Origin of the sequence: Massilia sp. CMS3.1, assembly GCF_051262535.1 — a bacterium.
In the GTDB taxonomy this organism is placed as follows: Bacteria; Pseudomonadota; Gammaproteobacteria; order Burkholderiales; family Burkholderiaceae_D; genus Telluria.
Window position 1 is genome coordinate 694,463 of sequence record NZ_JBIMES010000001.1, and the last position, 26,542, is coordinate 721,004.

The following is a 26,542-nucleotide window of genomic DNA, read 5'->3' on the forward strand; positions in this document are numbered from 1 at the left end:
GTTACTTGTCCAGCAGTTTCAGGATCCTGTCGGTGATGTCGATGCGCGGGCTCGACCATGCGGCTTCCTGCAGCACGGCGTCGAGCTTTTCCTGCTCGGCGATCTGCTCGATCAGCTTGTAGGCCTTGGTGGCGATCGCGGCGCGCTCTTCGCTCTTGCGCTGCATGAGGTCTTCGGTGAACTCGCGCTGCATGCGCTGCACGTCTTTTTCCATGTCGAACAGTTCGCGCGCACGGCGGGTGCGCTCGATGTCGGTCAGGCGCGGCGCGTCGGTGTCGAACTTCTCGCTCATCTGCTTGAACTTGGCCAGCATTTCCTCGGTCGTCTTCTGGCGCTTCGAAAATTCGGCCTGGATCTTGGCGTCGGCCGCCTTGGCCATTTTCGATTCGGTCATCAGGCGCTCGGTGACCACGAAGCCAATGCGGCTCGGCGCCGACTGCGCCCCGGCCAGCGGCGCGCAGGCGCACAGGGCTGCCAGCACCATCAGTCGTGGCAGCGAGGCTATCGGATTTTTCAACATTGTTCTCCGCGATGAAAAGGTAAAAGCCGAGGGGCGCGGGTCAGAAGCCCGTGCCCATCTGGAACTGGAAGCGCTCTTGCTGGTCGCCCGGTTTGGCGTTCAGGGGCTTAGCATAACTCAAGCGAAGCGGACCGACCGGTGAAATCCAGGACAGGCCGATACCGCCCGAGTAACGCAGCTCGCCCAGCAGGATCTTCGACTTCTCCTGGTACACCTGGCCGCCATCGATAAAGGTGAACCAGCGCAGGCTGCGGTCCTTGGAATTGCCCGGGAACGGGAACTGCAACTCGGCGCTGCCGATGACGCGCTTGGAGCCGCCGATGGCGTCGCCGTAGGTCGGGTCGACCACGCCCAGTGTCGAGCTCTCGTAGCCGCGCACCGAACCGATGCCGCCGGCGTAGAAGTTTTTAAACACCGGATACGCGCTGCTGCCGATGCCCTTGCCGTAATCGAGTTCGCCGCGCAGGGCCAGGGTCATCCAGGACGTCACGGGACGGTACCACTGCTGCTCGTAGACGACGCGGTAGTATTTCGCGTCGCCGATCGCGTCGATCTCGAAGTTGGCGCGCTGGTAGCGGCCGATGCTCGGCGTGAGCGCGCTGTCGCGGCTGTCGCGGCCCCAGGCCACGGTCAGCGGGATCGAGATGCTCTTGCCGGTGCCGATACCGAAGGTCGACGGATCGGCTGCATTGCTCGGGCCGCCGTTCTGGGCCACGAAATTGCGGTACAGAGCCGGCGAAGTACTGTCGGTCTGCAGCGTGGTGCGTTCCAGGCCGGCGCCGAAGTAGACGGTATCGGTCTCGGAGAACGGCACGCCGAAAGTCATGTTGCCGCCGGTCTGGCGCACGGTGTACGAACCGATGTTTTCCAGCGGTGGACGGGTCGTGCGCAGGTAGACCTGGAAGGCGCGCGAGACGCCGTCGTCGGTGAAATACGGATTCGTGTTCGACAGCGCGATGGTGCGGCTGTACTTCGAGGTGTTCAGGTCGATGCCGACGGTCTGGCCGCTGCCGGCGAAGTTGGCCTGCTGGACCGAGGCCGTGAAGGTGAATTTCTCGGCCTGCGAGAACGAGCCGCCGACCATGAAGTTACCGGTCGGCTTTTCCTCGACCGTCAGGTTGATATCGACCTGGTCGCTGGTGCCCGGCGACTCCGGCGTATCGACCTTCACTTCCTTGAAGTAGCCGAGACGGTCGACGCGGTCGCGCGAGAGCTTGACCTTGTCACCGTCGTACCAGCTGCTTTCGAACTGGCGGAATTCGCGCCGGATCACTTCGTCGCGGGTGACGGTATTGCCGGCGATGTTCAGGTGGCGCACGTAGGCGCGCTTGCCCGGATCGACGACGAAGGTGAAGGCCACTTCGCGCTTCTCGCGGTTGATCTGCGGGTCGGCGCTCACGTTCGCGAACGCATAGCCGAAGGTGCCCAGGCGCGCGGCGATGCGCTTGCTCGAGGCTTCCTGCAGCGCGCCCGAATACGCCTTGCCCGGTTGCAGGACGATCAGCTGGCGCAGCTCTTCCTCGCGGCCAAAAGTCTCGCCCTCGAGCTTGACGCTCGAGACGGTGTACTTCTCGCCCTCGGTGATGTTGACCGTCAGGTAGATGTCCTTCTTGTCCGGCGTGATCGACACCTGGGTCGATTCGACCGTCGCTTCCAGGTAGCCGCGGTCCAGGTAGAAGGACTTGATCGCTTCCAGGTCGCCGGTCAGCTTGGTCTTCGAGTACTGGTCGGCTTTCGAGTACCAGGTCAGCCAGCCGGAGGTGGACAGCTGCAGTACCTCGCGCAGTTCCTTGTCCGAGAAGGCCTTGTTGCCGACGATGTTGATCTGGCGGATGCGCGCCATCTCGCCTTCGTCCACGTTGAACATGACGTTCACGCGGTTGCGCTCGATCGGGGTGATGGTGGTCGTGATCTTCACGCCGTACAGGCCATGCGACAGATACTGGCGCTTGAGTTCCTGCTCGGCGCGGTCGACCGCGGCCTTGTCGTAGATCTTGGCTTCGCCGACGCCGATGTCTTTCAGCGCCTTGACCAGCATGTCCTTCTCGAATTCCTTGGTGCCGGTGAAGTCGACCGTGTTAATGGCCGGACGCTCTTCGACCAGCACCACCAGCACGCCCTTTTCTTCCTCGAGGCGGATGTCCTTGAAGAAGCCGGTCGCGTACAGGGCCTTGATCGCGGCGACACTTTTGTCGTCGTCGAAGGTCTCGCCCACGCGCACCGGCAGGTAGCTGAACACGGTCCCGGCTTCGGTACGCTGGATGCCTTCGATGCGGATGTCCTTGACGACGAACGGAGTGACGGCGAGCGCAGGAGAAGCGCACAGGGCCAGCACGGCCGCGCCGATCAGGCTGCGGCGAATGAACGGCAGGGCAATACGATCTGGTTGTGATTTCATTGGCTAATCAATGGTCAGTCATTGGACAACATACATATTCTTGTTTACCGGTGGCGCGCTGTCGGTCGATTCGCTAGAGCCGCTGCGACAGGTCATTGAAGATGGCGAGCGCCATCAGCATGAACAGCAGGGCCACCCCGGCGCGCTGTGCGAGTGCGTGGACTCGCTCGGGCAGGGGGCGCCCGGTCAAAACTTCCAGCGAATAATACAGCAAATGGCCACCATCGAGCACTGGTATTGGTAACAGATTCATTACGCCAAGGCTCACGCTGACGACCGCGATGAAGCCTAAAAAGGTCGCCAGTCCCATGCGTGCGGTCTGTCCGGCGTAGTCCGCGATCGCGATCGGACCGGTGATATTCTTCAGCGAAGCCTGGCCCGTGACGATCTTGCCGATCATCTTGAAGGTCAGCAGCGTCATCTCCCAGGTACGGCGCGCGCCTTTCACGAGCGCGTCGACCGGGCCGGATTGCACCGTCACGCGCTCGATCGCCGGCGCCAGCTGCACGCTTGCCAGGCCCTGCCCTTTTGCGTCCCTGGCGGGCGTGAGCGGCAGCGTGAGCGTCTGTTCGCCGCGCCGCACCTGCAGCTGCAGCGTGCGTCCCGGTGCGGCGCGCACCGCCTGCACGAAGTCGGCGGCATGCGCGAACGGCTTGCCGTCGGCGCCCAGCACAGTATCGCCCTTGCGCAAGCCCGCGCGTGCGCCGGCCCCGCCATCGACCGCATTCTCGACCAGTGGCATGCCGATCCAGACATCCAGGCCAAGCGCGGCCATCGCATCGCTCTCGGGACCTGGCTCCTTCATCGCGCTGGCCGGAATCGTGGCCGCGTACTGGCTGCCGTTGGCGGCGCGCACCTCGAACCTGGCATCGACCTTGTCGACCGCCATGTGCGTGACCTGCCAGCGCAGGTCGGACCAGCCGGCCACCGGTTCGCCGTTCACGGCGACGATGCTGTCGCCGCCGCGCAGGCCGGCGGCATACGCGGGCGTGTTCGATGCCATCGGGCGCAGTTTGGTTCCGGGTTCTTCAAGGCCATGCATGAACAGTGCCGCGAACAGCGCGATGGCCAGCAGGAAGTTGGCGATCGGCCCGGCCGCCACGATGGCGATGCGTTTCCAGACGCTCTGGCGCACGAAATCGCGCCCACGGTCTTTTTCATCTTTCGGCGCCGTCTCGGGATCGCGGCTGTCGAGAAACTGTACATAGCCACCCAGCGGCAGCGCCGAGATGGCCCATTCGGTCTGGTCACGGCCGAAGCGGCGCGACCACACGACCTTGCCCATGCCGACCGAGAAGCGCAGCACTTTTACGCCGCACGCGCGTGCCACCCAGTAGTGGCCGAGCTCGTGGAAAATGATGAGCGGACCCAGCGCCAGCAGGAAGGCGACGGCGGTGTAGAGGAAGCTCATGATGAACCCCTGGCGATGGCGGCGACGATGGTCGAGGCGGCAACGCGGGCGCGCGCATCCTGGGCCATCACGGCATCGATGTCGTGGGCGGCGCCATGTTCATTTTCATCCATCACGCGGCGCACGACGCGGTCGATGTCGCGAAAACCGATGCGCTCGCCGAGAAAAGCTTCGACCGCGATTTCGTTGGCCGCGTTCAGCAGGGCTGGGGCCGTGCCGCCGGCGCGCAAGGCGTCGAAAGCCAGCGCCAGGCAGGGGAAGCGCATGTAATCGGGCTGATGGAATTGGAGCGCGCCCATGGTGGTCAGATCGAGCTGGGCCACGCCGGAATCGATCCGCTCCGGGTAGGCCAGCGCGTGCGCGATGGGCGTCCTCATGTCGGGGTTGCCCAGCTGTGCCAACACCGAGCCGTCGACATACGACACCATCGAGTGGATCACGCTTTGCGGGTGGATCACGACCTCGATCAGGCTTGCTGCCGCACCGAACAGCCAGTGCGCCTCGATCACTTCCAGGCCCTTGTTCATCATCGTGGCCGAGTCGACCGAGATCTTGCGGCCCATCGACCAGTTCGGATGCTTGCAGGCCTCGGCCGGCGTAACGTTCTCGAGCGTTTCGACGGCGCGGTTCAGGAACGGGCCACCGGAGGCGGTGAGCAGGATCTTCGCCACGCCCGACGCACCCGGCGTGCGTGCGTAGTCGCCCGGCAGTGACTGGAAGATGGCATTGTGTTCGCTGTCGATCGGCAGCAAGGTCGCCTTGTGCTCGCGCACGGCGTCCATGAACAGCTGGCCGGACATGACGAGCGCTTCCTTGTTCGCCAGCAGGATCTTCTTGCCGGCGCGCGCGGCGGCCAGGGTCGGGGCCAGGCCGGCGGCGCCGACAATGGCGGCCATCACGGTGTCGGTGTCGGCGCTGGAAGCAATCTCGCACAAGGCCGCTTCGCCATACGACACGTCGACGGCCAGGCCGTTCAGCAGGCGCGCCAGTTCGCTTGCGGCTTCAGGCGTGCCGACCACTGCGCGTTGGGGGCGAAACTGGCGGCACTGGGCAGCCAGTTCCTCGACGCGACTGTGCGCGGAGAGCGCGTAGACCTGGTATTGCGCGGGATGACGCGCGAGCACGTCGAGGGTCGAGACGCCGATCGAGCCGGTGGCGCCCAGGATGGTAATGCGTTGCATGTTAAAACTCCTTACAGCCAGGCGCCGATCAGTGCCGCCAGGGGCAGGACCGGGACCAGCGCGTCGATCCGGTCGAGCACCCCGCCGTGACCCGGCAACAGGTTGCTGCTGTCTTTCATGGCGGCGCGGCGCTTGAGCTGGGATTCGAAGAGGTCGCCGACGACACTGGCGGCGACGATCAGGATCAGGACGAGGAAGGTCGCAGCCCAGCCGAGGCTGGCCTGGACGCGTATCGGGAACGTACCGGCCAGCTGTTCGCCGGCCAGCACGATGGCGAGCGTGGACAGTACCAGCACGGCAATGCCGCCGCCGATCGCGCCTTCCCAGGATTTGCCCGGGGAGATCGATGGTGCCAGCTTACGCTTGCCGAAGGCTTTACCGGAAAAATAGGCGAAGATGTCGGCGCACCAGACGATCACCAGCACCGACAGCAGGTACAGCGGCGAGTAGGCGTACAGGGCGACGATCGCCGCGAAACAGCCGACCAGGGACACCGCATAGGTCAGGCTGAGCAGGGTATTGCCGACGCTGTCGAGCGGCGGCAAGCCAGTCTTGAGGCTCGGCACGAAGCGCAAGACCCAGACCAGCACGCTAATGACGAACCAGAAGCTCTGGCCCGCGCCGTTGGCGCTGAAAAAGAAGGTCCAGGCAAAGGCCGCGGTCCAGAACACGGCGACGATGACCGCCTTGTTCGACTTCGGATTAAACAGGCGGAAGGTTTCCCAGACCGAGGCACCGAAAAACGCGGTCACCACCACCGCGAACGCCGTGAAGTTATTCGAATACAGCACTGGCAGCAGCACTGCCAGCAACAGGAGCGCGGTGAGGATCCGGGTTTTGAGCATCAGGCTTGGTGGGTTTTATTGGCTACTTGTTCGCCGGTGCGTCCGAAACGACGCTCCCGGTGTTGGTAAGACGCGATCGCCGCGTCCAGCGACTCGACCGAGAAATCCGGCCAATAGGTGTCGGTGAAATACAGCTCGGAATAGGCCAGTTGCCACAGCAGGAAGTTCGAGATCCGCTCTTCCCCGCCGGTGCGGATGAACAAATCAGGTTCCGGCGCATACGCCATCGCCAGGTGCGGCGCCAGCATGTCTTCGGTGTACTCGCTCACGCCGGGGTTGCTTGCGACCATCTTGCTGGTGGCCTGCATGATGTCCCAGCGCCCGCCGTAGTTGGCGCAGACCGACACCGTCAGGCGCGTGTTGCCCGCCGTGCGGCGCTCGGCGTTGGCGATCATCTCGCGCAGCTTGGCGTCGAAGCGCGACAGGTCGCCCACGACTTTCAAGCGGATGTTATTCGCGTGCATTTTCGAGACTTCACGCTCGAGCGCGCTGACGAACAGGCGCATCAGCAGCGACACTTCCTCTTCCGGACGCCGCCAGTTTTCCGACGAGAAGGCAAACAGGGTCAGGTATTCGACCCCGCGCAGCACGCAGGCTTCGACCACGCCGCGCACCGCTTCCACGCCTTTGACATGCCCCGCGACACGCGGCAGCAAGCGCTTCGTGGCCCAGCGGCCATTGCCGTCCATAATGACGGCGATATGACGCGGAACCTTCGGCACATCGGGAACTACAGTCGTCGAACTCTTAAAGATCATAAATCGTTTGCCATCATGGCGCGTACGGTAGGAAAGCGGGTAAAAATGGGGAAATAAGCGGACCCTGCCCGATTGTGCCCGGCAATGGTCCGCGTACTGCGTGTCGTTACTTCTGCTTACTTTCTGGTACAGAGCAGCGCATCTTACACGGTCAGGACTTCTTTTTCCTTTTCGGCGACGAGCTTGTCGATGTCCATGACGAACTTGTCGGTCAGCTTCTGGATTTCGTCCGAGGAGCGGCGCTCGTCGTCTTCCGATGCCGTCTTGTCCTTCACCATTTTTTTCAGCTGTTCGTTGGCGTCGCGGCGAATATTGCGCACGGCAATCTTCGCGTCTTCGGCTTCCGACTTGCACAGCTTGACCATCTCTTTACGGCGCTCTTCGGTCAGCGGCGGGGTCGGCACGCGGATCATTTCGCCCATCGACGATGGGTTCAGGCCGAGGTCGGAATCGCGGATCGCCTTTTCGATGGTGCTCAGCAGCTTCTTTTCCCACGGCTGGACGCCGATGGTGCGCGCATCGATCAGGGTGACGTTCGCCACGCCGGTCAGTGGCGTCGCCGAACCGTAGTAGTCGACCATGATGTGGTCGAGGATGCCGGTGTGCGCGCGGCCGGTACGGACCTTGGCCAGATCGGCACGCAGGGTCTCGATCGACTTGGTCATGCGCTCTTGCGCATTCTTTTTTACGTCAGCTAAGGACATGCTGCTCTCCTGTTATTCAGTATTGAGTAGTTCGTGTTGTTAAACGTGCACCAGTGTACCTTCGTCTTCGCCCATGATCACGCGCCTGAGGGCGCCTGGCTTGACGATCGAAAACACCTTGATCGGGAGTTTCTGGTCACGGCAGAGCGCGAACGCGGTGGCGTCCATCACCTGCAGCTGCTTCGAGATCGCCTCGTCGAACGAGATCGTCTCGTAACGGGTGGCGCTCGGATCTTTCTGCGGATCGGCAGTGTAGACGCCATCGACCTTGGTGGCCTTCAGGACGATTTGCGCACCCACTTCGGCGCCGCGCAGGGCAGCGGCGGTGTCGGTGGTGAAGAACGGGTTGCCGGTGCCGGCGGCGAAGACGACGACCTTGCCTTCTTCCAGGTATTGCAGCGCTTTCGGGCGTACGTACGGCTCGACCACCTGGTCGATGCCGATGGCCGACATCACGCGCGCGGTGATGCCGACATGGCGCATCGCATCCGCCAGGGCCAGTGCGTTCATGACCGTGGCCAGCATGCCCATGTAGTCGGCGGTGGCGCGGTCCATGCCCTGCGCACCCGGCGCGACGCCGCGGAAGATGTTGCCGCCGCCAATCACGACCGCCAGCTCGACGCCCAGCTTGGACACTTCGGCGATGTCGGCGACCATGCGGTCGATGGTGACGCGGTTGATGCCGAATTGATCGTCGCCCATCAGTGCTTCGCCAGACAGTTTAAGCAGGACTCGTTGGTAGGCTGGTTTTGTCATGATGAAGCGCTCTCCTATGTGTTTGATTCGAATTCGATTCCGGCCGCAGGCTCATGGCCTGGAGCCTCATCTGCAAATGTACAGATGGCGGCGAAACTGGCGCGCACGCTCGGACGCGTTGTGGCGTGTACCCTGCCCCGGGCGCCAAGCCGTGCGGGCAAAAAAACGGGCCTCTCGGCCCGCTTTCACATTACTGCTTGTTAGCAGCCATCTGTGCTGCGACTTCTGCTGCGAAGTCGTCGACCTTCTTCTCGATGCCCTCGCCCACGACGTACATCGTGAAGCCCTTCACCGTGGTGCTGGCGGCTTTCAGCATTTGCTCGATCGACTGCTTGTCGTTCTTCACGAACATCTGGTTCAGCAGCGACACTTCTTTCAGATACTTCTGGACCGAACCTTCAAGGCGCTTGGCCAGGATTTCCGGCGACTGGGCAGGCTTGCCTGCGGCAACAGCTGCGTCCGCATCTTCCTGGGCCTTCAGCTGGGCAACCGAACGCTCTTTCTCGATCAGTTCAGCTGGCACGCCGTCCGACGACAGGGCGACCGGCTTCATGGCGGCGATGTGCATCGCGACATCTTTACCAACTTGCTCGTCAGCACCTTCGTAGTCGACCATGACGCCGATACGGGTGCCGTGCAGGTAGGAAGCGAGCTTGCCGGTGGTCTCGAAACGCTGGAAGCGGCGCACGGTCATATTTTCACCGATTTTACCGATCAGCGCCGAACGCAGCGCGTCGAAGGTCTGACCACCGACGTCGAGCTCGGACAGGGCGGCGACGTCGGCAGGATTCTGCTCGGCGACCAGCTTGGCTGCCAGGTTGGCCATGGCCAGGAAGTCGTCGTTCTTGGCGACGAAGTCGGTTTCGCTGTTGATTTCGACCAGCGCGCCGATGTTGCCGGAGATGAAGCTTGCAACCACGCCTTCAGCGGTGACACGCGCGGACGCCTTCGATGCCTTGCCGCCCAGCTTGACGCGCAGGATCTCTTCGGCACGGCCCATGTCGCCTTCGGCTTCGGTCAGGGCTTTCTTGCATTCCATCATCGGCGCATCGGTCTTCGCGCGCAGTTCACCAACCATCGCTGCAGTAATCGCTGCCATGTTTTTCTCCTAAATGTGTTCATTGGTACAAACGCCAGGGCATTTGCACGAGATGTAATACTGAATCTTGTACTTAAAAAAAGGGGTGCTCAGCCACGGCTCGGCACCCCTTCTGTGCAATGGCAGGCGCTCAGGCCCGCCTGCAATTTATGCCTGCTCGGAGACTTCGACGAATTCGTCGCCGCCGGCTGCCTTGACCATCTCGGCAACTTCGTTGGTGGCGTTGGCACGGCCTTCCAGGATCGCATCGGCCACGCCGCGTGCGTACAGGGCGATGGCTTTCGACGAGTCATCGTTACCAGGGATCACGTGGGTGACGCCTTCTGGCGAGTGGTTGGTATCGACGATGCCGATGACCGGGATGCCCAGCTTGCCGGCTTCGGTGATGGCACCCTTGTGGTAGCCGACGTCGACGACGAAGATTGCGTCAGGAACGCCGCCCATGTCCTTGATGCCGCCGATCGATTTTTGCAGCTTGATCATTTCGCGTTCAAACATCAGGCCTTCTTTTTTCGACAGCTTCTCGACCGAACCGTCTTCGATCTGGGCTTCCATGTCCTTCAGGCGCTTGATCGAGGTCTTGATGGTCTTGAAGTTGGTCAGCATGCCGCCGAGCCAACGCTGGTCGACGTAAGGAACACCAGCGCGCTGGGCTTCAGCGGCGATGAGGTCACGCGCCTGGCGCTTGGTGCCGACCATCAGGATGGTGCCGCGGTTGGCCGAGATCTGCTTGATGGTCTTCATCGCATCCTGATACATCGCCATGGTCTTTTCCAGGTTGATGATGTGGATCTTGTTGCGATGACCGAAGATGAACGGTGCCATCTTTGGATTCCAGAAACGGGTCTGGTGGCCGAAGTGAATACCGGCTTCCAGCATTTCGCGCATAGTAACGGACATGTAATTCTCCAGGGTTAAATTCTTGAACATCGGCCAGTCACCCTTTGGGGCACCCTTGGCGGCCGACTTCGCGGATTTGAATAAATAAAATAGGCTACTTAAATGAACAACTGAGCAACATTGCCGGACCAGAGCCCAAGCAACCCGAGATTCTAGCGGGATTCGACCGTTTTTTCAAGGGGAACGATGCGGGCGCGGCCATTGGCGGCGATATCGCCCCCCCGGCCAGGCTCTCGGCAGGGGCCGTGGCTATCCCTTATAATGAGATGATCATGGCAACGCCGCCTTCCTGCCGCGCCAGCCCAACATCGAACCGATACTGACCCTTATGTCCATCTCCATCAAGACCCCTGAAGAAATCGAAGGCATGCGCCTTGCCGGACGCCTCGGCGCGGAAGTGCTCGACTACATCACGCCTTTTGTGAAGGTGGGCGTCACCACCGGCGAACTCGACCGCCTGTGCCACGCCTACATGACGGACGTGCAAGGCACGGTGCCGGCACCGCTGAACTATGCGCCGCCTGGCTACCCGCCCTTCCCGAAGGCGGTGTGCACCTCGATCAACGACGTCATCTGCCACGGCATCCCGGGCGACAAGGTCCTGAAAAGCGGTGACGCCCTGAACATCGATGTCACCATCATCACGAAGGACGGCTTCCATGGCGACAACAGCCGCATGTTCCTGATCGGCGAGCCGTCGATCCTGGCACGCCGCCTGTCGGAAGTGACCTATGAATGCATGTGGCTGGGCATCTCGAAAGTCAAACCAGGCGGCTATCTGGGCGACATCGGTCATGCCATCCAGCAACACGCCGAGAAGAACGGCTATAGCGTGGTGCGCGAATTCTGCGGCCACGGCATCGGCCGCGTGTTCCACGAAGAGCCGCAGGTCCTTCACTACGGCAAACCGGGCACGCTCGACAAACTCGAGCCGGGCATGATCTTCACGATCGAGCCGATGATCAACGCCGGCCGCCGCGAGATCAAGGAAATGCCGGACGGCTGGACCATCAAGACCCGCGACCGCAGCATGTCCGCGCAATGGGAACACATGATCCTGGTGACCGAGACCGGCTACGAAGTGCTGACGACGTCAAACGGCACCCCGCCGCCCCCAGGCATCGTGCTCAAGCAAGACGCCGTCCCGGCCTGAGAGCGAACGATGTCCGCCGCCGCCCTCAACGAAGCCCGGCCCGAGCTGAAAAGCCGGCTCAAGGCCGAGCGCCAAGTCCTGTTCGCGGCCTTCCGCGAGGACGGCAAACCGGAAAAACTGTTACGCGGGCTGCGCCAGTGCGTCGACGACATACTCGCCGATGCCTGGGTGGCGGCGCGCCTGCCCGCCAATACGGCGCTGGTCGGCGTGGGCGGCTACGGCCGCGGCGAGCTGTTCCCGCATTCCGATGTCGACTTCCTGATCCTGCTGGGCGCCCGTCCCGATGCGATCACCCAGGCCAAGCTCGAGGGCCTGGTGCAGCTGCTGTGGGACCTGGGCCTGGAGATCGGACATAGCATCCGCACGGTCGACGAGTGCCTGCTCGAGTCAAGCGCCGATATCACGGTGCAAACGAGCCTGTTGGAGGCGCGGCTGGTCACGGGCGACGCGGCACTGTTCGAGCAGCTGCAGGAACGCTATCAGGATGCACTCGACCCGCAAGCCTTCTTCCAGGCCAAGACGGCCGAGATGCGCCTGCGCCACGCCAAGTATGAGTACACCGCCTTCGCGCTCGAGCCCAACTGCAAGGAAAGCCCGGGCGCGCTGCGCGACCTGCAGGTGATCCTGTGGGTGGCGAAAGCGGCCGATCTTGCCAATTCCTGGGGCCAGCTCGCCACGCGCGAGTTGATCACGCAAGACGAAGCGCGCCAGCTGATGGAAAAGGAGCGCGCCTTCAAGGACATCCGCGTGCGCCTGCACCTGCAGACCGGCCGGCGCGAAGACCGCCTGCTGTTCGACGTGCAGACGGCGATCGCCGAATCGTTCGGACTGGTGTCGGATCCGCCCGGTCCCGGTGCGCGCCGCGCCAGCGAATACCTGATGCAGCGCTACTACTGGGCGGCGAAAACGGTCACCCAGTTGAACACGATCCTGCTGCAAAATATCGAAGCGCGCCTGTTCCCGACGCCAAAGCTGCCGCTGCCGATCAATGCCTGCTTCAACAAGGTCGACGGCCTGATCGACATCGCGCACGACGACACCTTCGAAACGACGCCCTCCGCCATTCTCGCCATTTTCGTCGCCATGACCGAGCGCCCCGAGATCAAGGGCATGACGGCGCGCACCACGCGCGCACTCTGGCATGCGCGCAACCTGATCGACGACGCGTATCGCGCCGACCCGGGCAACCGCGCCAACTTCCTGCGCATCCTGAAGGCCCCGGTCGGCCTGGTGCACGCGCTGCGGCGCATGAACGACTTCGGCGTGCTGGGACGCTACCTGCCGAACTTCCGCAATATCGTCGGCCAGATGCAGCACGACCTGTTCCACGTGTACACCGTCGACCAGCACATCATGATGGTAGTGCGTAACCTGCGCCGCTTCACGATGGCCGAGCACGCGCACGAATACCCGTTCTGCAGCGGCCTGGTCGCCAACTTCCGCGACCGCTGGCTGCTGTACGTGGCCGCCCTGTTCCACGACATCGCCAAGGGACGCGGGGGCGATCACTCCGAACTCGGAGGCGTCGATGCCTTCGAATTCTGCACGGATCACGGTATGTCGGAGACAGACACCGAGCTGGTGGTGTTCCTGGTCGAGCAGCACCTGACGATGTCGCAGGTCGCGCAAAAACAGGACCTGTCGGACCCCGACGTGGTCCAGGCCTTTGCCGCCGTGGTGAAGGACGAGCGCCACCTCACCGCCCTGTATTTGCTGACGGTGGCCGACATCCGCGGCACCAGCCCCAAGGTGTGGAATGCCTGGAAGGCGAAGCTGCTGGAAGATCTGTACCGCATCACCCTGCGCGTGCTCGGTGGCGAGCCGCATTCGGCCGACCGCGAACTGCGGATGCGCCAGCAGGAGGCGATCGCCACGCTGCGCCTGTTCGGCCTGCCCGCCGACGCCCACGAGGCACTTTGGAACCAGTTAGACGTGGTCTACTTCCTGCGCCACGATGCCTCCGACATCGCCTGGCAGACGCGCAGCCTGCACGACAAGTTAAACAGCGCGCGCCCGGTCGTGAAAAGCCGCCTGGCGCCGGTCGGCGAAGGCTTGCAGGTGGCGGTGTACGTGAAGGACCAGCCCGACCTGTTCGCGCGCATCTGCAGCTATTTCGACCGCAAGAATTTCAGCATCCTCGATGCCAAGATCCACACCACGCGCGACGGCTATGCGCTCGACACCTTCCTCGTCACCGAGGAAAACTTCGCGCAGAACTACCGCGACATCATCAGCCTGATCGAGCACGAGCTGTGCCAGCTGTTGGTATCGAACGCTCCGCTGCCGCCGCCCACGCGCGGGCGTTTGTCGCGCCTGTCGCGCCACTTCCCGGTCGCCCCGAGCGTGGAACTGCGCCCGGACGAGCGCGGCCAGTACCTGCTCTCGATCGCGGCGAACGACCGCACCGGTTTGCTGTACACGATCGCGAACGTGCTCACGCGCTACCGCATCAACGTGCACACCGCGAAAATCATGACGCTCGGCGAGCGCGTCGAGGACGTGTTCCTCGTCGACGGCCCGAATTTGAACAACCCGCGCGTGCTGGTGCAGCTGGAAACCGAGCTGCTCGACGCGCTGGCGATCTGAATCAGACGATCTGATACAGCCCATCTCACTTAATCAATTGCTTCCTCCATGACCGAACCGCTCCGCCTCTCCAAACGAATGTCCGAACTGGGCCTGTGCTCGCGCCGTGAAGCCGATGAATGGATCGCGCGTGGCTGGGTGCGGGTTGACGGCAAGGTCGTCTCGGAGCTCGGCAGCAAGGTGCTCCCCGACCAGCACATCACCGTCGAACGCCAGGCCGCGGCCGAGCAAAGCAAACGCGTCACCATCCTCATCAACAAGCCGATGGGCTACGTGTCCGGCCAGGCCGAAGACGGCTACACGCCGGCCGTGGCTCTGATCAAGCCCGAGAATCGCTGGCCTGACGATCCGGCGCCGGAACAGTTCCATCCAACGCAGCTGCGTTCGCTGGTGCCTGCCGGGCGTCTCGACATCGATTCGGTGGGCCTCTTGGTGCTGACCCAGGACGGCCGCGTTGCCAAGACGCTCATCGGCGAGACCACATCGATCGACAAGGAATACCTGGTGCGGGTGGAATACACGAAAGAGGGCAAGCTGCCCGAGAGCGACCTCAAAAAGTTGTGTTTCGGTCTCTGGATGGACGGCAAGCCCCTGTTGCCGGCCAAGGTACGCTGGCAGAACGACGACCAGCTCAGCTTTACCCTGCGGGAAGGCAAGAAGCGCCAGATCCGCCGCATGTGCGACATGGTGGGCCTGAAGGTAATTGGCCTGAAGCGGGTGCGCATCGGGAAGGTCAAGCTCGGGGATTTGCCGGTCGGGCAGTGGCGGTATTTGCGGGCGGACGAGCAGTTCTGAGGTAATCGCGAAGGACGTCGGGGATGCGGACGCGATCTGGATCACCGAAGCCTGGGACAGCGCCGCCAGCCACAAGGCCTCGCTTGCATTGCCGTCGGTACGGGCTGCGATTACCCAGGGCAAGCCGATGATCGCCGGCTTCGGCGAACGGTTCGAGACCCAGCCTGTGGTCGGACTTAAGCCGGCCTAGGTGTCGAAGCCTGGCACACCCCACCCCACTCCCTTTCAGGATTGCATCTTCCGTTGGCCTGGCGTAGCATGCAACGGCTTGTCGCTGGTCATGAGCTGGCGGTGAAGAATCATCCAACAAGGAGACAAATTGAAAACGGAAATCCTTCCGACCAGCCAGACCCGCTCGTTCGTGACAGTGTGGATGATCGAGTTGTGGGAGCGCTTCGGCTATTACGGCATGCAGGCGCTGATCGTGTACTTCATGGTGCAGCGCATGGGCTTCGACGACAGCCGCGCCAACCTCGTCTGGGGCGCCGCAGCGGCCCTGATCTACGTCGCCCCGGCCATCGGCGGCTGGATCGGCGACCAGGTGCTGGGCACCCGCCGCTGCATGGTCCTGGGCGCGATCATCCTCTCGCTCGGCTATGCGCTGATGGCAATACCGTCGACCAACACCTGGCACCTGTTCTCGGCGCTGGGCGTGATCGTGGTCGGCAACGGCCTGTTCAAGCCAAATACCGCCAACCTGGTGCGCAAGATCTATGAAGGCGACGACTCGAAAATCGACAGCGCATTCACCATGTACTACATGGCGGTGAACGTCGGTTCGACCTTCTCGATGCTGGCCACGCCCTGGATCAAGGACCATGTCAACGCCACCTACGGCAACGAGCTGGGATGGCACGTGGCCTACGCCGTGTGCAGCGTCGGCCTGATGATCGGCCTTATGACGCTGATGCTGATGCGCGCCACGATCCGCCATGTCGGTTCGACCCCGGACGAAAAGCCGCTCGACATGGGCAAGCTGGCCATGGTGCTGGCGGGCGGCGTGGTCGCGGTCGGCCTGTCGGCCGTGATCCTGCAGTACCAGAGCCTGGCGCGCATATTCGTCTACCTGGCCGGTGTCGTGGTGCTGGGCATCTTCGTGCACCTGATCAGGAAGAGCGAGCCGAGCGAACGCGCCGGCCTGATCGCGGCCCTCGTGCTGACGCTGCAGACCGTCTTCTTCTTCATCTTCTACCAGCAAATGTCGACCTCGCTGTCGCTGTTCGCCCTGCGCAACGTCGACCTCGAATTCACCGTGCTGGGCAACCACCTGTGGACCTGGTCGCCGGCACAGTTCCAGGCCCTGAACGCGATCTGGATCATGGTACTGTCCCCGGTCCTGGCCTGGATGTATACCCGCGCCGGCCGTAGCGGCAACGACCTGTCGATCGCCGGCAAGTTCGCGCTTGGCTTCGCGGTGGTGGCCGCCGGCTTCTTCACCTACGGTTTTGCCGGGGCGTTCGCGGAGGGCGGCATGACGTCGTCGTGGATCATGATCGCCGGCTACGGCCTGTATTCGCTGGGCGAGCTGCTCGTTTCCGGTCTCGGCCTGGCGATGGTGGCGCGATATGTGCCGGCACGCATGGGCGGCTTCATGATGGGCGCCTATTTTGTCGCCACCGGTATTTCCCAATACCTGGGCGGCGTGGTGGCGAACTACGCCAGCGTCCCGCAAGGCATGACCGACCCGCTGCAGACGCTGCCGATCTATACCAGCCTGTTCAACAAGCTGGGCATTGCCGCGGTGGTCTGCACCCTGATCGCGCTGGCCGTGCTGCCGCTGATGCGGCGCCTGACGGCGACGCATCACGCGCACCAGTAAGCGCGTTTGAATGAAGGGCCGGTTCGCCGGCCCTTTTTTGTTGGCGAACCCGACATCGAAAAACCATGACGACACTCACTACCCCCCGCCTGCGTCTCGAACCGATGGACGACCACCACTTCGACGGCTTGCACGCCATGAACCGCCTGCCTGAAGTGATGCGCTTCATCAGCGGCGAACCGGAAACGCCGGAGGTGACGCGCAGGATGATCGACGTGGTCAAGGGCCGCTGGGAACAATTCGGCTTCTCGTGGTGGGCCTTCATCGAACGCGGCACAGGCGAGCTGGTCGGCGCCGGCTGCATCCAGTACCTCGGCCGCGACCCCGCTAACCCGCACGAAATCGGCTGGCGCCTGGTGCCACAGCGCTGGGGCCAGGGCCTGGCGTCGGAAGCGGCGCAGGCAATGGCCGCCTTCGCCTTCGAGTCGCTGGACGCACCGACGCTGGTGGCAGTGTGCCTGCCCGGGAACACCGGTTCGGCGCGCGTGATGGAGCGCCTCGGGATGCACTACCGCGGCCTGGAAACATGGTACGAGAGGCCGCACGCGACTTGGGAGATGACGCGCGCCGAGTGGCGGCACGCGAGCAAAATTAGCTGCGTGCCGCGACCAGCGCCAGCAGGGTATCGGGATTGACGGGCTTGACCAGGTAATGGTCGAACCCGGCCGCTGCCGCCCGTGCGCGGTCCTCGGCCTGGCCATAGCCCGACAGGCCGATGGTCACCGGATGCGCGCCCTCGTTCGAGGCGCGCAGGCGCCTCATCACTTCCAGCCCGTCCATGCCGGGCAAGCCGATGTCGCAGATGACGACATCGCAATTCCCTGCCAGCAGCGCGGCCAGACCGGCCGGGCCGTCGTGCACCATGCTGACCTCGTGGCCTTCCATGTCGAGGAAGGCCTTCAGGGTTTCGCAGGCATCGAGGTTGTCCTCGATGATCAGGACGCGGCAGGAGCTGGCGGCGGCGGGATGGTCATCACACTGCGGCGCCGCCGCGTCGGGCAGCGCGCAGGACCGCAAGCGCAGGATGAAACGGCTGCCATGGCCGATGCCCGGACTTTCCGCCGTGATCGTGCCGCCATGCATGGTGACCAGGTTGCGCACCACGTTCAGGCCGATACCGAGCCCGCCCTCCGAGCGCGCCAGCGAACGCGGTCCCTGGGTGAACAGGTCGAAAATATGCGGCAACACGTCTGGCGCGATGCCGGTGCCGTTGTCGCTGATCGTGGCAACGATCTCGCCGCCGTCGAGTGCGACCGTCAATGCGATGCGTCCGCCGTCGCCCGTATACTTCGATGCATTGCCGATCAGGTTAGTGAACACCTGGGTCAGGCGCACGCGGTCGCCGCGCACGCCGATCGCCTGCGGCGGCAGCGCGAGCACGAACTGCTGACCCCGTTCGCTGATGCGCGGCAACACCGTTTCCAGGGCCTGGTCGATTGTGCCGGAGAGCGACAGCGGCTCCGGGTTCAGGGTGATCTTGCCGCTGCTGATGCGGGCCGCGTCCAGCAGGTCGTCGAGCAGGCTGGCCATGTGGTCGACCTGGCGCCGGATAACCTTGGTGAAATTGAGCAGCTGCGGGGTCCCGTTCACCGAGCGTTCCAGCAGCATCGACGACATGCTGATCGGCACCAGGGGATTGCGCAGCTCGTGCGCCAGCATGGCAAGGAATTCGTTCTGGCGCCGGTTTGTATCTTCAGCGTCGTCGCGCAGGCCCTGGGCGCTGATCGCGGCGATAACCAGATGCTCGTTCGCTTCGCGCAGGCGCGCCGCGCTCATCTCCAGCTCGTCCTTGTCTTTCAGGGCTGCGCGCAGGCGCGCGACTTCGTCTTCCAGGCTGTGTACATGGCGCAGCAGCGCGCCAGTATAAGCGTCCGGCTGGACTTGCCCGTCTGCCGGATCAGGGGAACGTTGCATCGAGCTGTTTTCGTTTTCGTGAACCATTCCCTGTTCTCCTCAAGCAGGCGCTACGCTTCGCGCTGCGCCACCACCAAAGACACCGAGGACTTCGGTCGGAAGTTCGTCCACCTCCAGGCCTGCGTCGGTGATCCGGTAGAGGCGCACGTCGTTACTGTGGGCGCAGCCGCGCACCTTGACCACGGACATGAATTTTTGCAGTCTCCCGTCCACCTCGGCATAGCGCAGGCTAACGATGCCGTCGGTCAGGAACGGGATATTCGACTCGCCGAAGCGCAGCTCGCCGAACGCATCGTTCAGTCCGATCGTCACCATTGCGCTGACGCCCAGCTTGGCCACTTCCGACAGCAGGCGAAACACTGCGAGGCGCAAGTCGGCGTGGTACTCGGGCGCCATGTACAGGTCGAACTCCGACAAGGAATCGATGACCAGCCGCTTGGCGCTGGTGCGCTCGATCGTGCGCACCAGTTCATCGATGAGTTCGTCCACCGTCAGGTCGAGCAGACGGCTCTCGACGACGGAAACGTCGCCATCCTGTACGAGCTCGGCCAGCTCGGCGTTGCGCAGGCGCGGCGTGCCCTTTTCGAAATACATGGCCACGCCCTTCTCCCCCTGGCGTACGCCTTCTTGCAGGAAACGCGTGGCAATGATTGTCTTGCCCGATCCGGTGGGACCGGACAGCAGCATCGTGTGCCCTTGTGGCATGCCGCCGTACAGCAACGCGTCGAGACCGGGAACGCCGGTCGAGATGCGGCGCGGGTTGCGGTCGACTGGAACGCCGGGAACACGATCGTCCGCCAGCGGCGGCAGGATGCGCGGGTAGATACGCAGGCCGTCGTCGGTCATGCTGAAGTTATGCGAACCGGCCAGGTGGGCGCGGCCGCGCATCTTCACGATGCGCATCTTGCGCACAACGGTGCTGTGCTGCTGCACCTGGGCCAGCGAGATCACGCCGTCGGCCACCGTCGTGATCGGATTGGCTTCCGGATCGGAACTGGCATATTCGCCAATAAGGAAGCTTGTCGCCTGCCAGCTCGTCATGCGTGTGCCGAGTTCCTGGATGAAGAACTCGAGGTCCGCCACGCCCTCATTGCCGGACCTGGCGGTCTGCACCACCGAGCGGAACGAGTCGACGAACACCAGCGCGGGCGAAAATGCTTCGACCTCGACCATGATGCGTTCGAGCACGCCGCTGAGGTCCCCGGCGCGCAGGCTGTCGCTCAGGTTGACATAACGGATCGCCGGACCGACCTTGTTCATGTCGAAGAACGAGAACTGCTGCTGGTATCGCAGCATCTTCAGGGGCGGCTCGCCCAGCACAGTGAAGAACAGCGCGCGCCGCTCGGCGGTGGCGACGGCGAACATGATCTGGTGCGCCAGCGTGGTCTTGCCGCTGCCGGGCGGGCCGGCGACGAGATTGAACGAGAACTCGGGCAGTCCGCCGCCGAGCAGCGTGTCCAGTCCCGGCACACCGGTTTGCAACAGCCGAAGGGCTACTTTATCGTTCATTTACCTCTGCTCCTGTCCATGCGTCTGCCCATCCCCGCTGACCTGTGCGACGTGTAACAGCTGTTTCGTTAACGCGTCGCCGATCAAGGTGCCCAGCAGTGTGGTGAATGTCTCGAGCAAGGCACGATTCGCGGCGTCCGCATGCTCGGGTCCCATCTCGTTCAGGATTCTGGTCAGGGACGTGAACAGACCGGCTACCGGCCGGGAACTGTCGCAGGCGGACAGGCGCTCGAAGCGCGGGGTCGACAGGCGTAGTGCGCGTCCGAACAGGGCACAGAAGCCGCTCTCGCCAACCAGGGGTGTCAGCTGCTCGCACAAGCTCAGCCAGGGAAGTACCAACGCGGCAGCGCCTGCCTTGCTGGTCATGTCGTCCTCGCCAGGCGACCGGGGCCGCTGCCCTGAGATGTGATCCATGCGCGATTGGGCTGTCGTTTGTTTTGTGTTCGCTCGCCGTTTGGCCGGCTGAAGGGCAATTATATAGGCAGGACATATAATTTTTACAAAATTCCATGATGACGGCATGAAGTCCTACGCACTTGCTTCACCTGCGACATAATGTCCAACAGCAAATTCAATAGGAAGGCGGAGAAATGATGACACTGACGGTGGCAGGCGCCCTGTGCGCGGCTTCAATCCTGGTAGCTGGACAGGCGCAGGCCGCCACCGGACCTGGCGCCGCTGCGCCTGCGCGCACCGCCTCCTTGTCGGCGGATGCGCGCTTCACCGCGATTCACCGCGCCGAATGGGAATGGCGTATCAAGGGAGGGCTTGCGGTCGACGAATCCGAACGCGGCGGGGTCGACCCTGATTTCGAACGCGTCGATGCCGCCTCGCAGGCCGCCCGTTTGCAGCACTGGCAAGGTGTGCTGCGCCAGCTCGGGACGATCGATCCGGCCGCACTCACGGCGCCGGAACAGCTGAATTACCAGGTCTACCGCGCCCAGATCGCAGCCTTTGTCGAAGCACTGCGCTTTCGCGAGTACGAAGCCCCCGTCAACGCCGACAGCGCCTTCTGGACCGACGTGACCTATGGCGCGCGCCAGCCCTTTGCCACACGCGAGGATTACCGACACTATCTGGCTCGCCTTGGAAAGCTGCCGCGTTACTTCAGCGAGCAGCTTGGGAACTTGCGCGCGGGTCTGGCGCGCGGCTTCACGCCGCCGCGCGTCACGCTTCAAGGACGCGATGCCGCACTCGCCTCGGTGGTCGAGGCAAAGCCGGAAGACACTGTGTTCTACACGCCGTTCAAGAGCATGCCGGCCGCGATTCCCGCCTCCGAACAGGCCGCCTTGCGCGCACAGGCGGTCGTGGCGATTCGCGCGCACGTGCAGCCGGCGCATGCGGCGGTGCTGGCCTTCATGCGTGAACAGTACATACCCGGCGCGCGCACGGCGCTCTCCGCCGAGAGCCTGCCCGACGGCAAGGCCTACTACCAGTCGAAGATCGTCGAATTCACGACGACCACATTGAGCGCCGACGAGATTCACCGCATCGGCCTGGCCGAAATGGCGAAGATCCGCGCCGAGATGCTGCAGACGATCTCTGAATCCGGCTTCCAGGGCGACCTGCCCGCCTTCCTAAAGTTCTTGCGCAGCGACCCGCAGTTCTACGCGAAGACGGCCGACGAACTCCTGATGCGCGCGGCCTGGATCTCGAAGAAATTCGACGCCAAAGCCGGCCAGTATTTCGGCTACCTGCCGCGCCAGCGCTTCGCGATCCGCCCGGTGCCGGCCGACCAGGCGCCCTACTACACGGCCGGCCGCGGCGGGCCCGGCGTCTACCTGGTCAACACCTATAATTTGCCGGCGCGCGCGCTCTACAGCCTGCCGGCACTGACCCTGCACGAGTCGGCCCCGGGCCACGCCTTCCAGATGCCGATCGCGCTCGAGCAGAAAGGCGTGCCGCCGTTTCGCCGCGCCTACATTTCGGCCTTTGGAGAAGGCTGGGCGCTCTACACCGAACGCCTCGGCACGGAAATGGGCATCTACGAGACCCCGTACGAAGTATTCGGCATGCTCAGCTACCAGGCCTGGCGCGCATCGCGCCTGGTGGTCGACACCGGCATCCACGCCAGGGGCTGGACCCGCGAACAGGCGCAAGCCTACCTGCGCGAGAACACGGCGCTGTCCGAACACGAAGTGACGACCGAAGTGGACCGCTACATTTCCTGGCCGGGCCAGGCGCTGTCCTACTACCTGGGCCAGATGGCGATCATGGAAGCGCGGGCGAAGGCCGAGAAGGCGCTCGGCGCCAGGTTCGACATCCGCGCCTTCCACGACACCGTGCTGCAGCTGGGGTCGGTGCCGCTGCCGGTGCTCGGCAGCCGGATCGACCGTTTCATTGCCGAGGGCGGCAAGAGTCCGTATCCGAAGGGCGGTTGATCGTTCAATCGTCGGCTGCGGGATCGAGGCCGGGAAACATCACGTCCGTAAAACCAAAGCGCGAAAAGTCGGTAATGCGCATCGGGTACAGGATGCCGAGCAAATGGTCGACCTCGTGCTGGACCACGCGCGCATGGAAGCCGTCGGCGTCAACCCGGATCGGTTTGCCATGCGGGTCGACGCCTTCGTAGCGCAGGCGTACAAAGCGCGGCACGCTGCCGCGCAGGCCCGGCACCGACAGGCAACCCTCGAAGGCCTCCTCGATCTCGTCCGACAAGGGTGTGAGGACAGGATTGAGCAGCACCGTTTCCGGCACCTGGGGTGCATCGGGATAGCGCGCGTTGCGCTGAAAGCCGAAGATCACCAGCTGCAGGTTGACGCCGATCTGGGGCGCGGCCAGGCCTGCGCCATTGGCTGCGTGCATGGTGTCGAACATGTCCTTCACCAGGGCATCGATCTCCGGCGTGCCGAATGCGCGCACAGGCTCGGCCACGCGCAACAGGCGCGAGTCGCCCATCTTCAAAATTTCACGTACCGCCATATCCGTTCTCCTTTGCCAGCTGCGCCAGGAAGGCGCCGAAGCCAGCGGCCGTTTCAGGGTGCTTCAGCCCCATCGCGGCGGTCGCCTGCAGGTAGCCCAGTTTCGAACCGCAATCATACCGCTGTCCGGCATAGCGGTAGGCCAGTACGCGCTCGGCCTGCATCAGGGCGGCGATGCCGTCGGTGAGCTGAATCTCGCCGCCAGTACCGGCGCCGAGGTTCTCCAGGTGGTGAAAAATAGCACCGGTCAGGATGTAGCGGCCGACCACGGCCGATGTCGACGGGGCCTCATCGGGCAGCGGTTTTTCGACGATGTTCGACACCAGTTCCAGCTTGTCGCGGTAAGGCTCGGCCTTGACGATACCGTACTGGCGCGTATTCTCGCGCGCGACTTCCTGCACCGCCAGCACGCTGCATTTTTCGTAGCTGAAGACTTCGGCCATCTGGGCCAGCACCGGCGCGGCGCCGGGCGCGGTGTCCATGAAATCGTCGGCCAGCAGCACCGCGAACGGCTCGTTGCCGACCACCGGGCGGGCGCACAGCACGGCGTGGCCCAGGCCCAGCGGCGCCGACTGGCGGATGTAGATGCAGGTGACGTTCTTCGGGATGACGCCGCGCACCAGCTCGAGCAAGGCCTGCTTGTTGGCCGCTTCCAACTCGGCCTCGAGTTCGTAGGCCGTGTCGAAATGGTCCTCGATCGCGCGCTTGTTGCGGCCGGTGATGAAGATCATCTCGGTGATGCCGGCGGCGACCGCCTCCTCGACCGCGTACTGGATCAGCGGCTTGTCGACGATTGGCAGCATCTCCTTCGGCTGCGCCTTGGTGGCGGGAAGGAAGCGGCTGCCCAGGCCTGCGACCGGAAAAACGGCTTTGCGAATGTTATGCATGGTGTGTTCCCTGGTGTTCAGTATATGTCATTGCGGCGCCGCCGCGGCCAGCAAGGCCAGCAGCCCTGCTTCGTCGAGCACCGTCACGCCGAGCGACTCGGCTTTGGCCAGCTTGCTGCCTGCCTCCGCGCCGGCCACGACATACGCCGTTTTCTTCGATACCGAACCGGACACCTTGCCCCCGGCCGCCTCGATCAGGACACCGGCGTCGTCGCGCGACATGGTCGGCAGCGTGCCGGTCAGGACAAAGGTCTGCCCACTCAGCGCGCCCCCCTGCTCTTGCGCTTCCTGGGGCAACTGCTCGAATAATTCGCGCCGCAGGTTCGCCAGGGCCGTTACCGTCTCGCGGTTCGCGGGCACGGCCATCCAGGCGTCGAGGGCGGCGACGACGGACTCGGGCAAGCCGAACACGCCGAACACACGCAGGTGCGCCAGGTCTTCGAGCGTGCGCCCGGCCAGCAGCTGGCGCGCGCGCGGCTCGGTCAGCTTCGGGATGTCGAGCGCGGCCAGCAGCGCCACTTCGTCGAGGCGTTCGCGCAGCGCGGCTTTCGGCGGATGTTCTCCCTGCGGCGACACGCCCGTTTCCAGCAGCGCATCGAGCGCGGCCTGATTCTTCGGCTCGAGAAAGAAGTCGGCGATCGATTCGGCCACCGTGCCGCCGATGTCCGGCAGCACGCGCAAGAGCGCGGCGGGTGCGCGGCGCACCAGCGCCAGGCTGCCCAGCCAGTCGGCAAGGGTCTTGGCGGTCGACTCGCCGACGTGGCGGATGCCGAGCGCGAACAGCAGGCGCTCGAGTGGCGGCTGGCGGCTGGCGGCGATCGCGTTCAACAGGTTGTCGGCCCACTTGGTCGGCACCTTGCCCTGCCGGACCGTATCGGGCGTGCTGCCGTCGCGCTCGTCGGCCAGGCGCTTCATGGCCAGCAAGTCATCCAGGTTCAGTTTATACAGGTCGGCCACGCCGTGGATCAGGCTGCACTCGACCAGGCTGTCGATGTAGCGGTCGCCCAGGCCCTCGATGTCCATCATGCGGCGGCCGGCGAAGTGGCGGATCGCTTCCTTGCGCTGGGCCGCGCAAGAGAGGCCCCCCGAACAGCGTGCGATGGCTTCGCCCTCTTCGCGCACCACGTGCGAGCCGCACACCGGGCAGACGTTCGGCAGCGTGTAGACCATCGGTTCCGGCGTCGGCCGGCGCTCGAGCACGACCGAGAGCACCTCGGGAATGACGTCGCCGGCGCGGCGCACGACCACCGTGTCGCCCACGCGCACGTCTTTGCGGCGCACTTCAATCTCGTTGTGCAACGTCGCGTTGGTGACGGTCACGCCGCCGACCGACACCGGCACCAGGCGCGCCACCGGTGTGATCGCGCCGGTGCGGCCCACCTGGACGTCGATCGCGGAGACGACCGTCAGCGCTTCCTCGGCCGGGAATTTATGGGCAAGCGCAAAACGCGGCGCGCGCGACACGAAGCCGAGCGCGCGCTGGTCCGGCAGGCGGTCGACCTTGTAGACGACACCGTCGATTTCGTAAGGCAGCGCCGCGCGGCGTGCGCCGATATCCCGGTAGTAGCCGAGGAGGCCCTCGCGGCCCGTGACGACAGCACGCTCTTTCGACACCGGCAAGCCCAGACGGTCGAACCAGTCGAGCACTGCCGAATGGGACTCCGGCATGCTGGCCCCTTCCAGCAGGCCAATCCCGTAGGCGAAGAAGCGCAGCTTGCGCTGGGCCGTGATGCGCGCGTCGAGCTGACGCAGGCTGCCGGCGGCGGCGTTCCTCGGGTTGGCGAATTCCTTCTGGCCGGCATCGCGCTGGCGCCCATTCAGGCGCGCGAAGTCTTCCTTGAACATGAGGACTTCGCCGCGCACCTCCAGCACCGCCGGGATGTCGTCGCCGTGCAAACGCAGCGGAATCACGCGCACGGTGCGGATGTTCGCCGTCACGTCCTCGCCCGTGTAGCCGTCGCCGCGGGTGGCGGCCTGCACGAAGACACCGTTCTCGTAGCGCAGGCTCATCGCCAGGCCGTCGAATTTCAGTTCGGCCGCATAGGCGACTTCGCCGTTGTCGAGGCCATCGCGCACGCGGCGGTCGAAGTTGTCGACGTCCTCATCGGCAAAGCCGTTGTTCAACGACAGCATCGGCACCGCATGGGTCACCTGCTTGAACTCGGGGATGGGCGCGGCGCCCACGCGCGAGGTCGGGGTGTCGGGCGACACCGCTTCCGGGTGCGCGGTCTCGAGTTCCTGCAGTTCGCGGAACATGCGGTCGTACTCGGCGTCGGGAATCAATGGCGCGTCGAGCACGTGGTAGTTGTAGATGTGGCGGTTCAGTTCCTCGACCAGCGCCGCCATGCGCGCCACGTGTTCTGCTTGCTCCCTCATCGACACCTCC

At 63.9% G+C, this 26,542-nt stretch carries 22 protein-coding genes; 6 read left to right on the forward strand and 16 right to left on the reverse strand.

Annotated elements, in window-relative coordinates; translation table 11 throughout:
- Position 1: 1 nt before the first annotated feature.
- From ACHAC9_RS03115 to rpsB, 10 genes are all read right to left on the reverse strand, one after another.
- Positions 2-520, reverse strand: a complete 519-nt coding sequence (locus ACHAC9_RS03115; protein ID WP_435757024.1) for an OmpH family outer membrane protein — start codon at positions 518-520, stop codon at positions 2-4.
- Between the two features lie 40 nt (positions 521-560).
- Positions 561-2,918, reverse strand: coding sequence for an outer membrane protein assembly factor BamA (gene bamA, locus ACHAC9_RS03120; RefSeq protein WP_435757026.1), 2,358 nt, complete (start codon positions 2,916-2,918; stop codon positions 561-563).
- 73 nt (positions 2,919-2,991) lie between these two features.
- Positions 2,992-4,329, reverse strand: a complete 1,338-nt coding sequence (gene rseP, locus ACHAC9_RS03125) for an RIP metalloprotease RseP (RefSeq protein WP_435757028.1) — start codon at positions 4,327-4,329, stop codon at positions 2,992-2,994.
- A complete protein-coding gene (gene ispC / locus ACHAC9_RS03130) occupies positions 4,326-5,510 on the reverse strand; it encodes a 1-deoxy-D-xylulose-5-phosphate reductoisomerase (protein ID WP_435757030.1) in 1,185 nt (394 codons plus the stop codon). Before ispC ends, rseP begins: the two co-directional genes overlap by 4 nt.
- A gap of 11 nt (positions 5,511-5,521) precedes the next feature.
- Positions 5,522-6,355, reverse strand: a complete 834-nt coding sequence (locus tag ACHAC9_RS03135; RefSeq protein ID WP_435757032.1) for a phosphatidate cytidylyltransferase — start codon at positions 6,353-6,355, stop codon at positions 5,522-5,524.
- A complete protein-coding gene (gene uppS / locus ACHAC9_RS03140) occupies positions 6,355-7,113 on the reverse strand; it encodes a polyprenyl diphosphate synthase (RefSeq protein WP_435757034.1) in 759 nt (252 codons plus the stop codon). Before uppS ends, ACHAC9_RS03135 begins: the two co-directional genes overlap by 1 nt.
- A gap of 143 nt (positions 7,114-7,256) precedes the next feature.
- The gene (gene frr / locus ACHAC9_RS03145; protein WP_435757036.1) at positions 7,257-7,817 is read right to left on the reverse strand and encodes a ribosome recycling factor; all 561 of its coding nucleotides are present in this window, start codon (positions 7,815-7,817) and stop codon (positions 7,257-7,259) included.
- Positions 7,818-7,856: 39 nt separating this feature from the next.
- The gene (gene pyrH, locus ACHAC9_RS03150) at positions 7,857-8,573 is read right to left on the reverse strand and encodes a UMP kinase (protein WP_435757038.1); all 717 of its coding nucleotides are present in this window, start codon (positions 8,571-8,573) and stop codon (positions 7,857-7,859) included.
- 190 nt (positions 8,574-8,763) lie between these two features.
- Positions 8,764-9,672, reverse strand: coding sequence for a translation elongation factor Ts (tsf, locus tag ACHAC9_RS03155; protein ID WP_435757040.1), 909 nt, complete (start codon positions 9,670-9,672; stop codon positions 8,764-8,766).
- Positions 9,673-9,819: 147 nt separating this feature from the next.
- Complete coding sequence (gene rpsB / locus ACHAC9_RS03160; protein ID WP_435757042.1) at positions 9,820-10,572, reverse strand: 30S ribosomal protein S2; 753 nt, start codon at positions 10,570-10,572, stop codon at positions 9,820-9,822.
- Positions 10,573-10,900: 328 nt separating this feature from the next.
- Between rpsB and map the strand changes: the two genes are divergently transcribed.
- The 5 genes from map to ACHAC9_RS03185 all read left to right on the forward strand — a co-directional run bounded on the left by map (position 10,901) and on the right by ACHAC9_RS03185 (position 17,560).
- Positions 10,901-11,725, forward strand: a complete 825-nt coding sequence (gene map / locus ACHAC9_RS03165; protein WP_435757044.1) for a type I methionyl aminopeptidase — start codon at positions 10,901-10,903, stop codon at positions 11,723-11,725.
- A 9-nt stretch (positions 11,726-11,734) separates the two neighbouring features.
- Entirely contained in the window at positions 11,735-14,311 is a 2,577-nt protein-coding gene (locus ACHAC9_RS03170; RefSeq protein ID WP_435757046.1) for a [protein-PII] uridylyltransferase, read from the forward strand.
- Positions 14,312-14,359: 48 nt separating this feature from the next.
- Complete coding sequence (locus ACHAC9_RS03175; protein ID WP_435757048.1) at positions 14,360-15,106, forward strand: pseudouridine synthase; 747 nt, start codon at positions 14,360-14,362, stop codon at positions 15,104-15,106.
- 319 nt (positions 15,107-15,425) lie between these two features.
- Positions 15,426-16,925, forward strand: a complete 1,500-nt coding sequence (locus ACHAC9_RS03180) for a peptide MFS transporter (RefSeq protein ID WP_435757050.1) — start codon at positions 15,426-15,428, stop codon at positions 16,923-16,925.
- Positions 16,926-16,990: 65 nt separating this feature from the next.
- A complete protein-coding gene (locus tag ACHAC9_RS03185; RefSeq protein WP_435757052.1) occupies positions 16,991-17,560 on the forward strand; it encodes a GNAT family N-acetyltransferase in 570 nt (189 codons plus the stop codon).
- Here the strand turns inward: ACHAC9_RS03185 and ACHAC9_RS03190 are convergent.
- The 3 genes from ACHAC9_RS03190 to ACHAC9_RS03200 are packed head-to-tail and all read right to left on the reverse strand — an operon-like array spanning position 17,517 to position 20,714.
- Entirely contained in the window at positions 17,517-18,839 is a 1,323-nt protein-coding gene (locus ACHAC9_RS03190) for a hybrid sensor histidine kinase/response regulator (RefSeq protein ID WP_435757054.1), read from the reverse strand. The two genes, ACHAC9_RS03185 and ACHAC9_RS03190, sit on opposite strands and share 44 nt — an antisense overlap.
- A 39-nt stretch (positions 18,840-18,878) precedes the next feature.
- Positions 18,879-20,348 (reverse strand): RAD55 family ATPase, encoded by a 1,470-nt coding sequence (locus tag ACHAC9_RS03195; RefSeq protein ID WP_435757056.1) that lies wholly within the window; start codon positions 20,346-20,348, stop codon positions 18,879-18,881.
- Positions 20,349-20,714: a hypothetical protein gene (locus ACHAC9_RS03200; RefSeq protein ID WP_435757058.1), complete on the reverse strand. Its 366-nt coding sequence runs from the start codon at positions 20,712-20,714 to the stop codon at positions 20,349-20,351.
- 224 nt (positions 20,715-20,938) lie between these two features.
- Between ACHAC9_RS03200 and ACHAC9_RS03205 the strand changes: the two genes are divergently transcribed.
- Positions 20,939-22,729, forward strand: coding sequence for a DUF885 domain-containing protein (locus ACHAC9_RS03205; RefSeq protein ID WP_435757060.1), 1,791 nt, complete (start codon positions 20,939-20,941; stop codon positions 22,727-22,729).
- A gap of 4 nt (positions 22,730-22,733) precedes the next feature.
- On the opposite strand, the gene def is transcribed toward ACHAC9_RS03205, so the two are convergent.
- The 3 genes from def to ligA are packed head-to-tail and all read right to left on the reverse strand — an operon-like array spanning position 22,734 to position 26,532.
- Complete coding sequence (def, locus tag ACHAC9_RS03210) at positions 22,734-23,270, reverse strand: peptide deformylase (RefSeq protein ID WP_435757062.1); 537 nt, start codon at positions 23,268-23,270, stop codon at positions 22,734-22,736.
- A complete protein-coding gene (gene galU, locus ACHAC9_RS03215) occupies positions 23,257-24,156 on the reverse strand; it encodes a UTP--glucose-1-phosphate uridylyltransferase GalU (RefSeq protein ID WP_435757064.1) in 900 nt (299 codons plus the stop codon). Before galU ends, def begins: the two co-directional genes overlap by 14 nt.
- 27 nt (positions 24,157-24,183) lie before the next feature.
- Positions 24,184-26,532, reverse strand: coding sequence for an NAD-dependent DNA ligase LigA (gene ligA, locus ACHAC9_RS03220; protein WP_435757066.1), 2,349 nt, complete (start codon positions 26,530-26,532; stop codon positions 24,184-24,186).
- Positions 26,533-26,542 lie beyond the last annotated feature (10 nt).

Coding starts and splice junctions, on each gene's coding strand:
- rseP (WP_435757028.1), bottom strand. CDS start 4,329: ATGAGCTTCCTCTACACCGCCGTCGCCTTCCTGCTGGCGCTGGGTCCG.
- bamA (WP_435757026.1), bottom strand. CDS start 2,918: ATGAAATCACAACCAGATCGTATTGCCCTGCCGTTCATTCGCCGCAGC.
- ACHAC9_RS03195 (WP_435757056.1), bottom strand. CDS start 20,348: ATGAACGATAAAGTAGCCCTTCGGCTGTTGCAAACCGGTGTGCCGGGA.
- map (WP_435757044.1), top strand. CDS start 10,901: ATGTCCATCTCCATCAAGACCCCTGAAGAAATCGAAGGCATGCGCCTT.
- ACHAC9_RS03170 (WP_435757046.1), top strand. CDS start 11,735: ATGTCCGCCGCCGCCCTCAACGAAGCCCGGCCCGAGCTGAAAAGCCGG.
- ACHAC9_RS03185 (WP_435757052.1), top strand. CDS start 16,991: ATGACGACACTCACTACCCCCCGCCTGCGTCTCGAACCGATGGACGAC.
- ACHAC9_RS03135 (WP_435757032.1), bottom strand. CDS start 6,355: ATGCTCAAAACCCGGATCCTCACCGCGCTCCTGTTGCTGGCAGTGCTG.
- ACHAC9_RS03190 (WP_435757054.1), bottom strand. CDS start 18,839: ATGCAACGTTCCCCTGATCCGGCAGACGGGCAAGTCCAGCCGGACGCT.
- rpsB (WP_435757042.1), bottom strand. CDS start 10,572: ATGTCCGTTACTATGCGCGAAATGCTGGAAGCCGGTATTCACTTCGGC.
- ACHAC9_RS03205 (WP_435757060.1), top strand. CDS start 20,939: ATGATGACACTGACGGTGGCAGGCGCCCTGTGCGCGGCTTCAATCCTG.
- frr (WP_435757036.1), bottom strand. CDS start 7,817: ATGTCCTTAGCTGACGTAAAAAAGAATGCGCAAGAGCGCATGACCAAG.
- ACHAC9_RS03115 (WP_435757024.1), bottom strand. CDS start 520: ATGTTGAAAAATCCGATAGCCTCGCTGCCACGACTGATGGTGCTGGCA.
- def (WP_435757062.1), bottom strand. CDS start 23,270: ATGGCGGTACGTGAAATTTTGAAGATGGGCGACTCGCGCCTGTTGCGC.
- galU (WP_435757064.1), bottom strand. CDS start 24,156: ATGCATAACATTCGCAAAGCCGTTTTTCCGGTCGCAGGCCTGGGCAGC.
- ACHAC9_RS03200 (WP_435757058.1), bottom strand. CDS start 20,714: ATGACCAGCAAGGCAGGCGCTGCCGCGTTGGTACTTCCCTGGCTGAGC.
- tsf (WP_435757040.1), bottom strand. CDS start 9,672: ATGGCAGCGATTACTGCAGCGATGGTTGGTGAACTGCGCGCGAAGACC.
- ligA (WP_435757066.1), bottom strand. CDS start 26,532: ATGAGGGAGCAAGCAGAACACGTGGCGCGCATGGCGGCGCTGGTCGAG.
- uppS (WP_435757034.1), bottom strand. CDS start 7,113: ATGATCTTTAAGAGTTCGACGACTGTAGTTCCCGATGTGCCGAAGGTT.
- ACHAC9_RS03175 (WP_435757048.1), top strand. CDS start 14,360: ATGACCGAACCGCTCCGCCTCTCCAAACGAATGTCCGAACTGGGCCTG.
- ispC (WP_435757030.1), bottom strand. CDS start 5,510: ATGCAACGCATTACCATCCTGGGCGCCACCGGCTCGATCGGCGTCTCG.
- pyrH (WP_435757038.1), bottom strand. CDS start 8,573: ATGACAAAACCAGCCTACCAACGAGTCCTGCTTAAACTGTCTGGCGAA.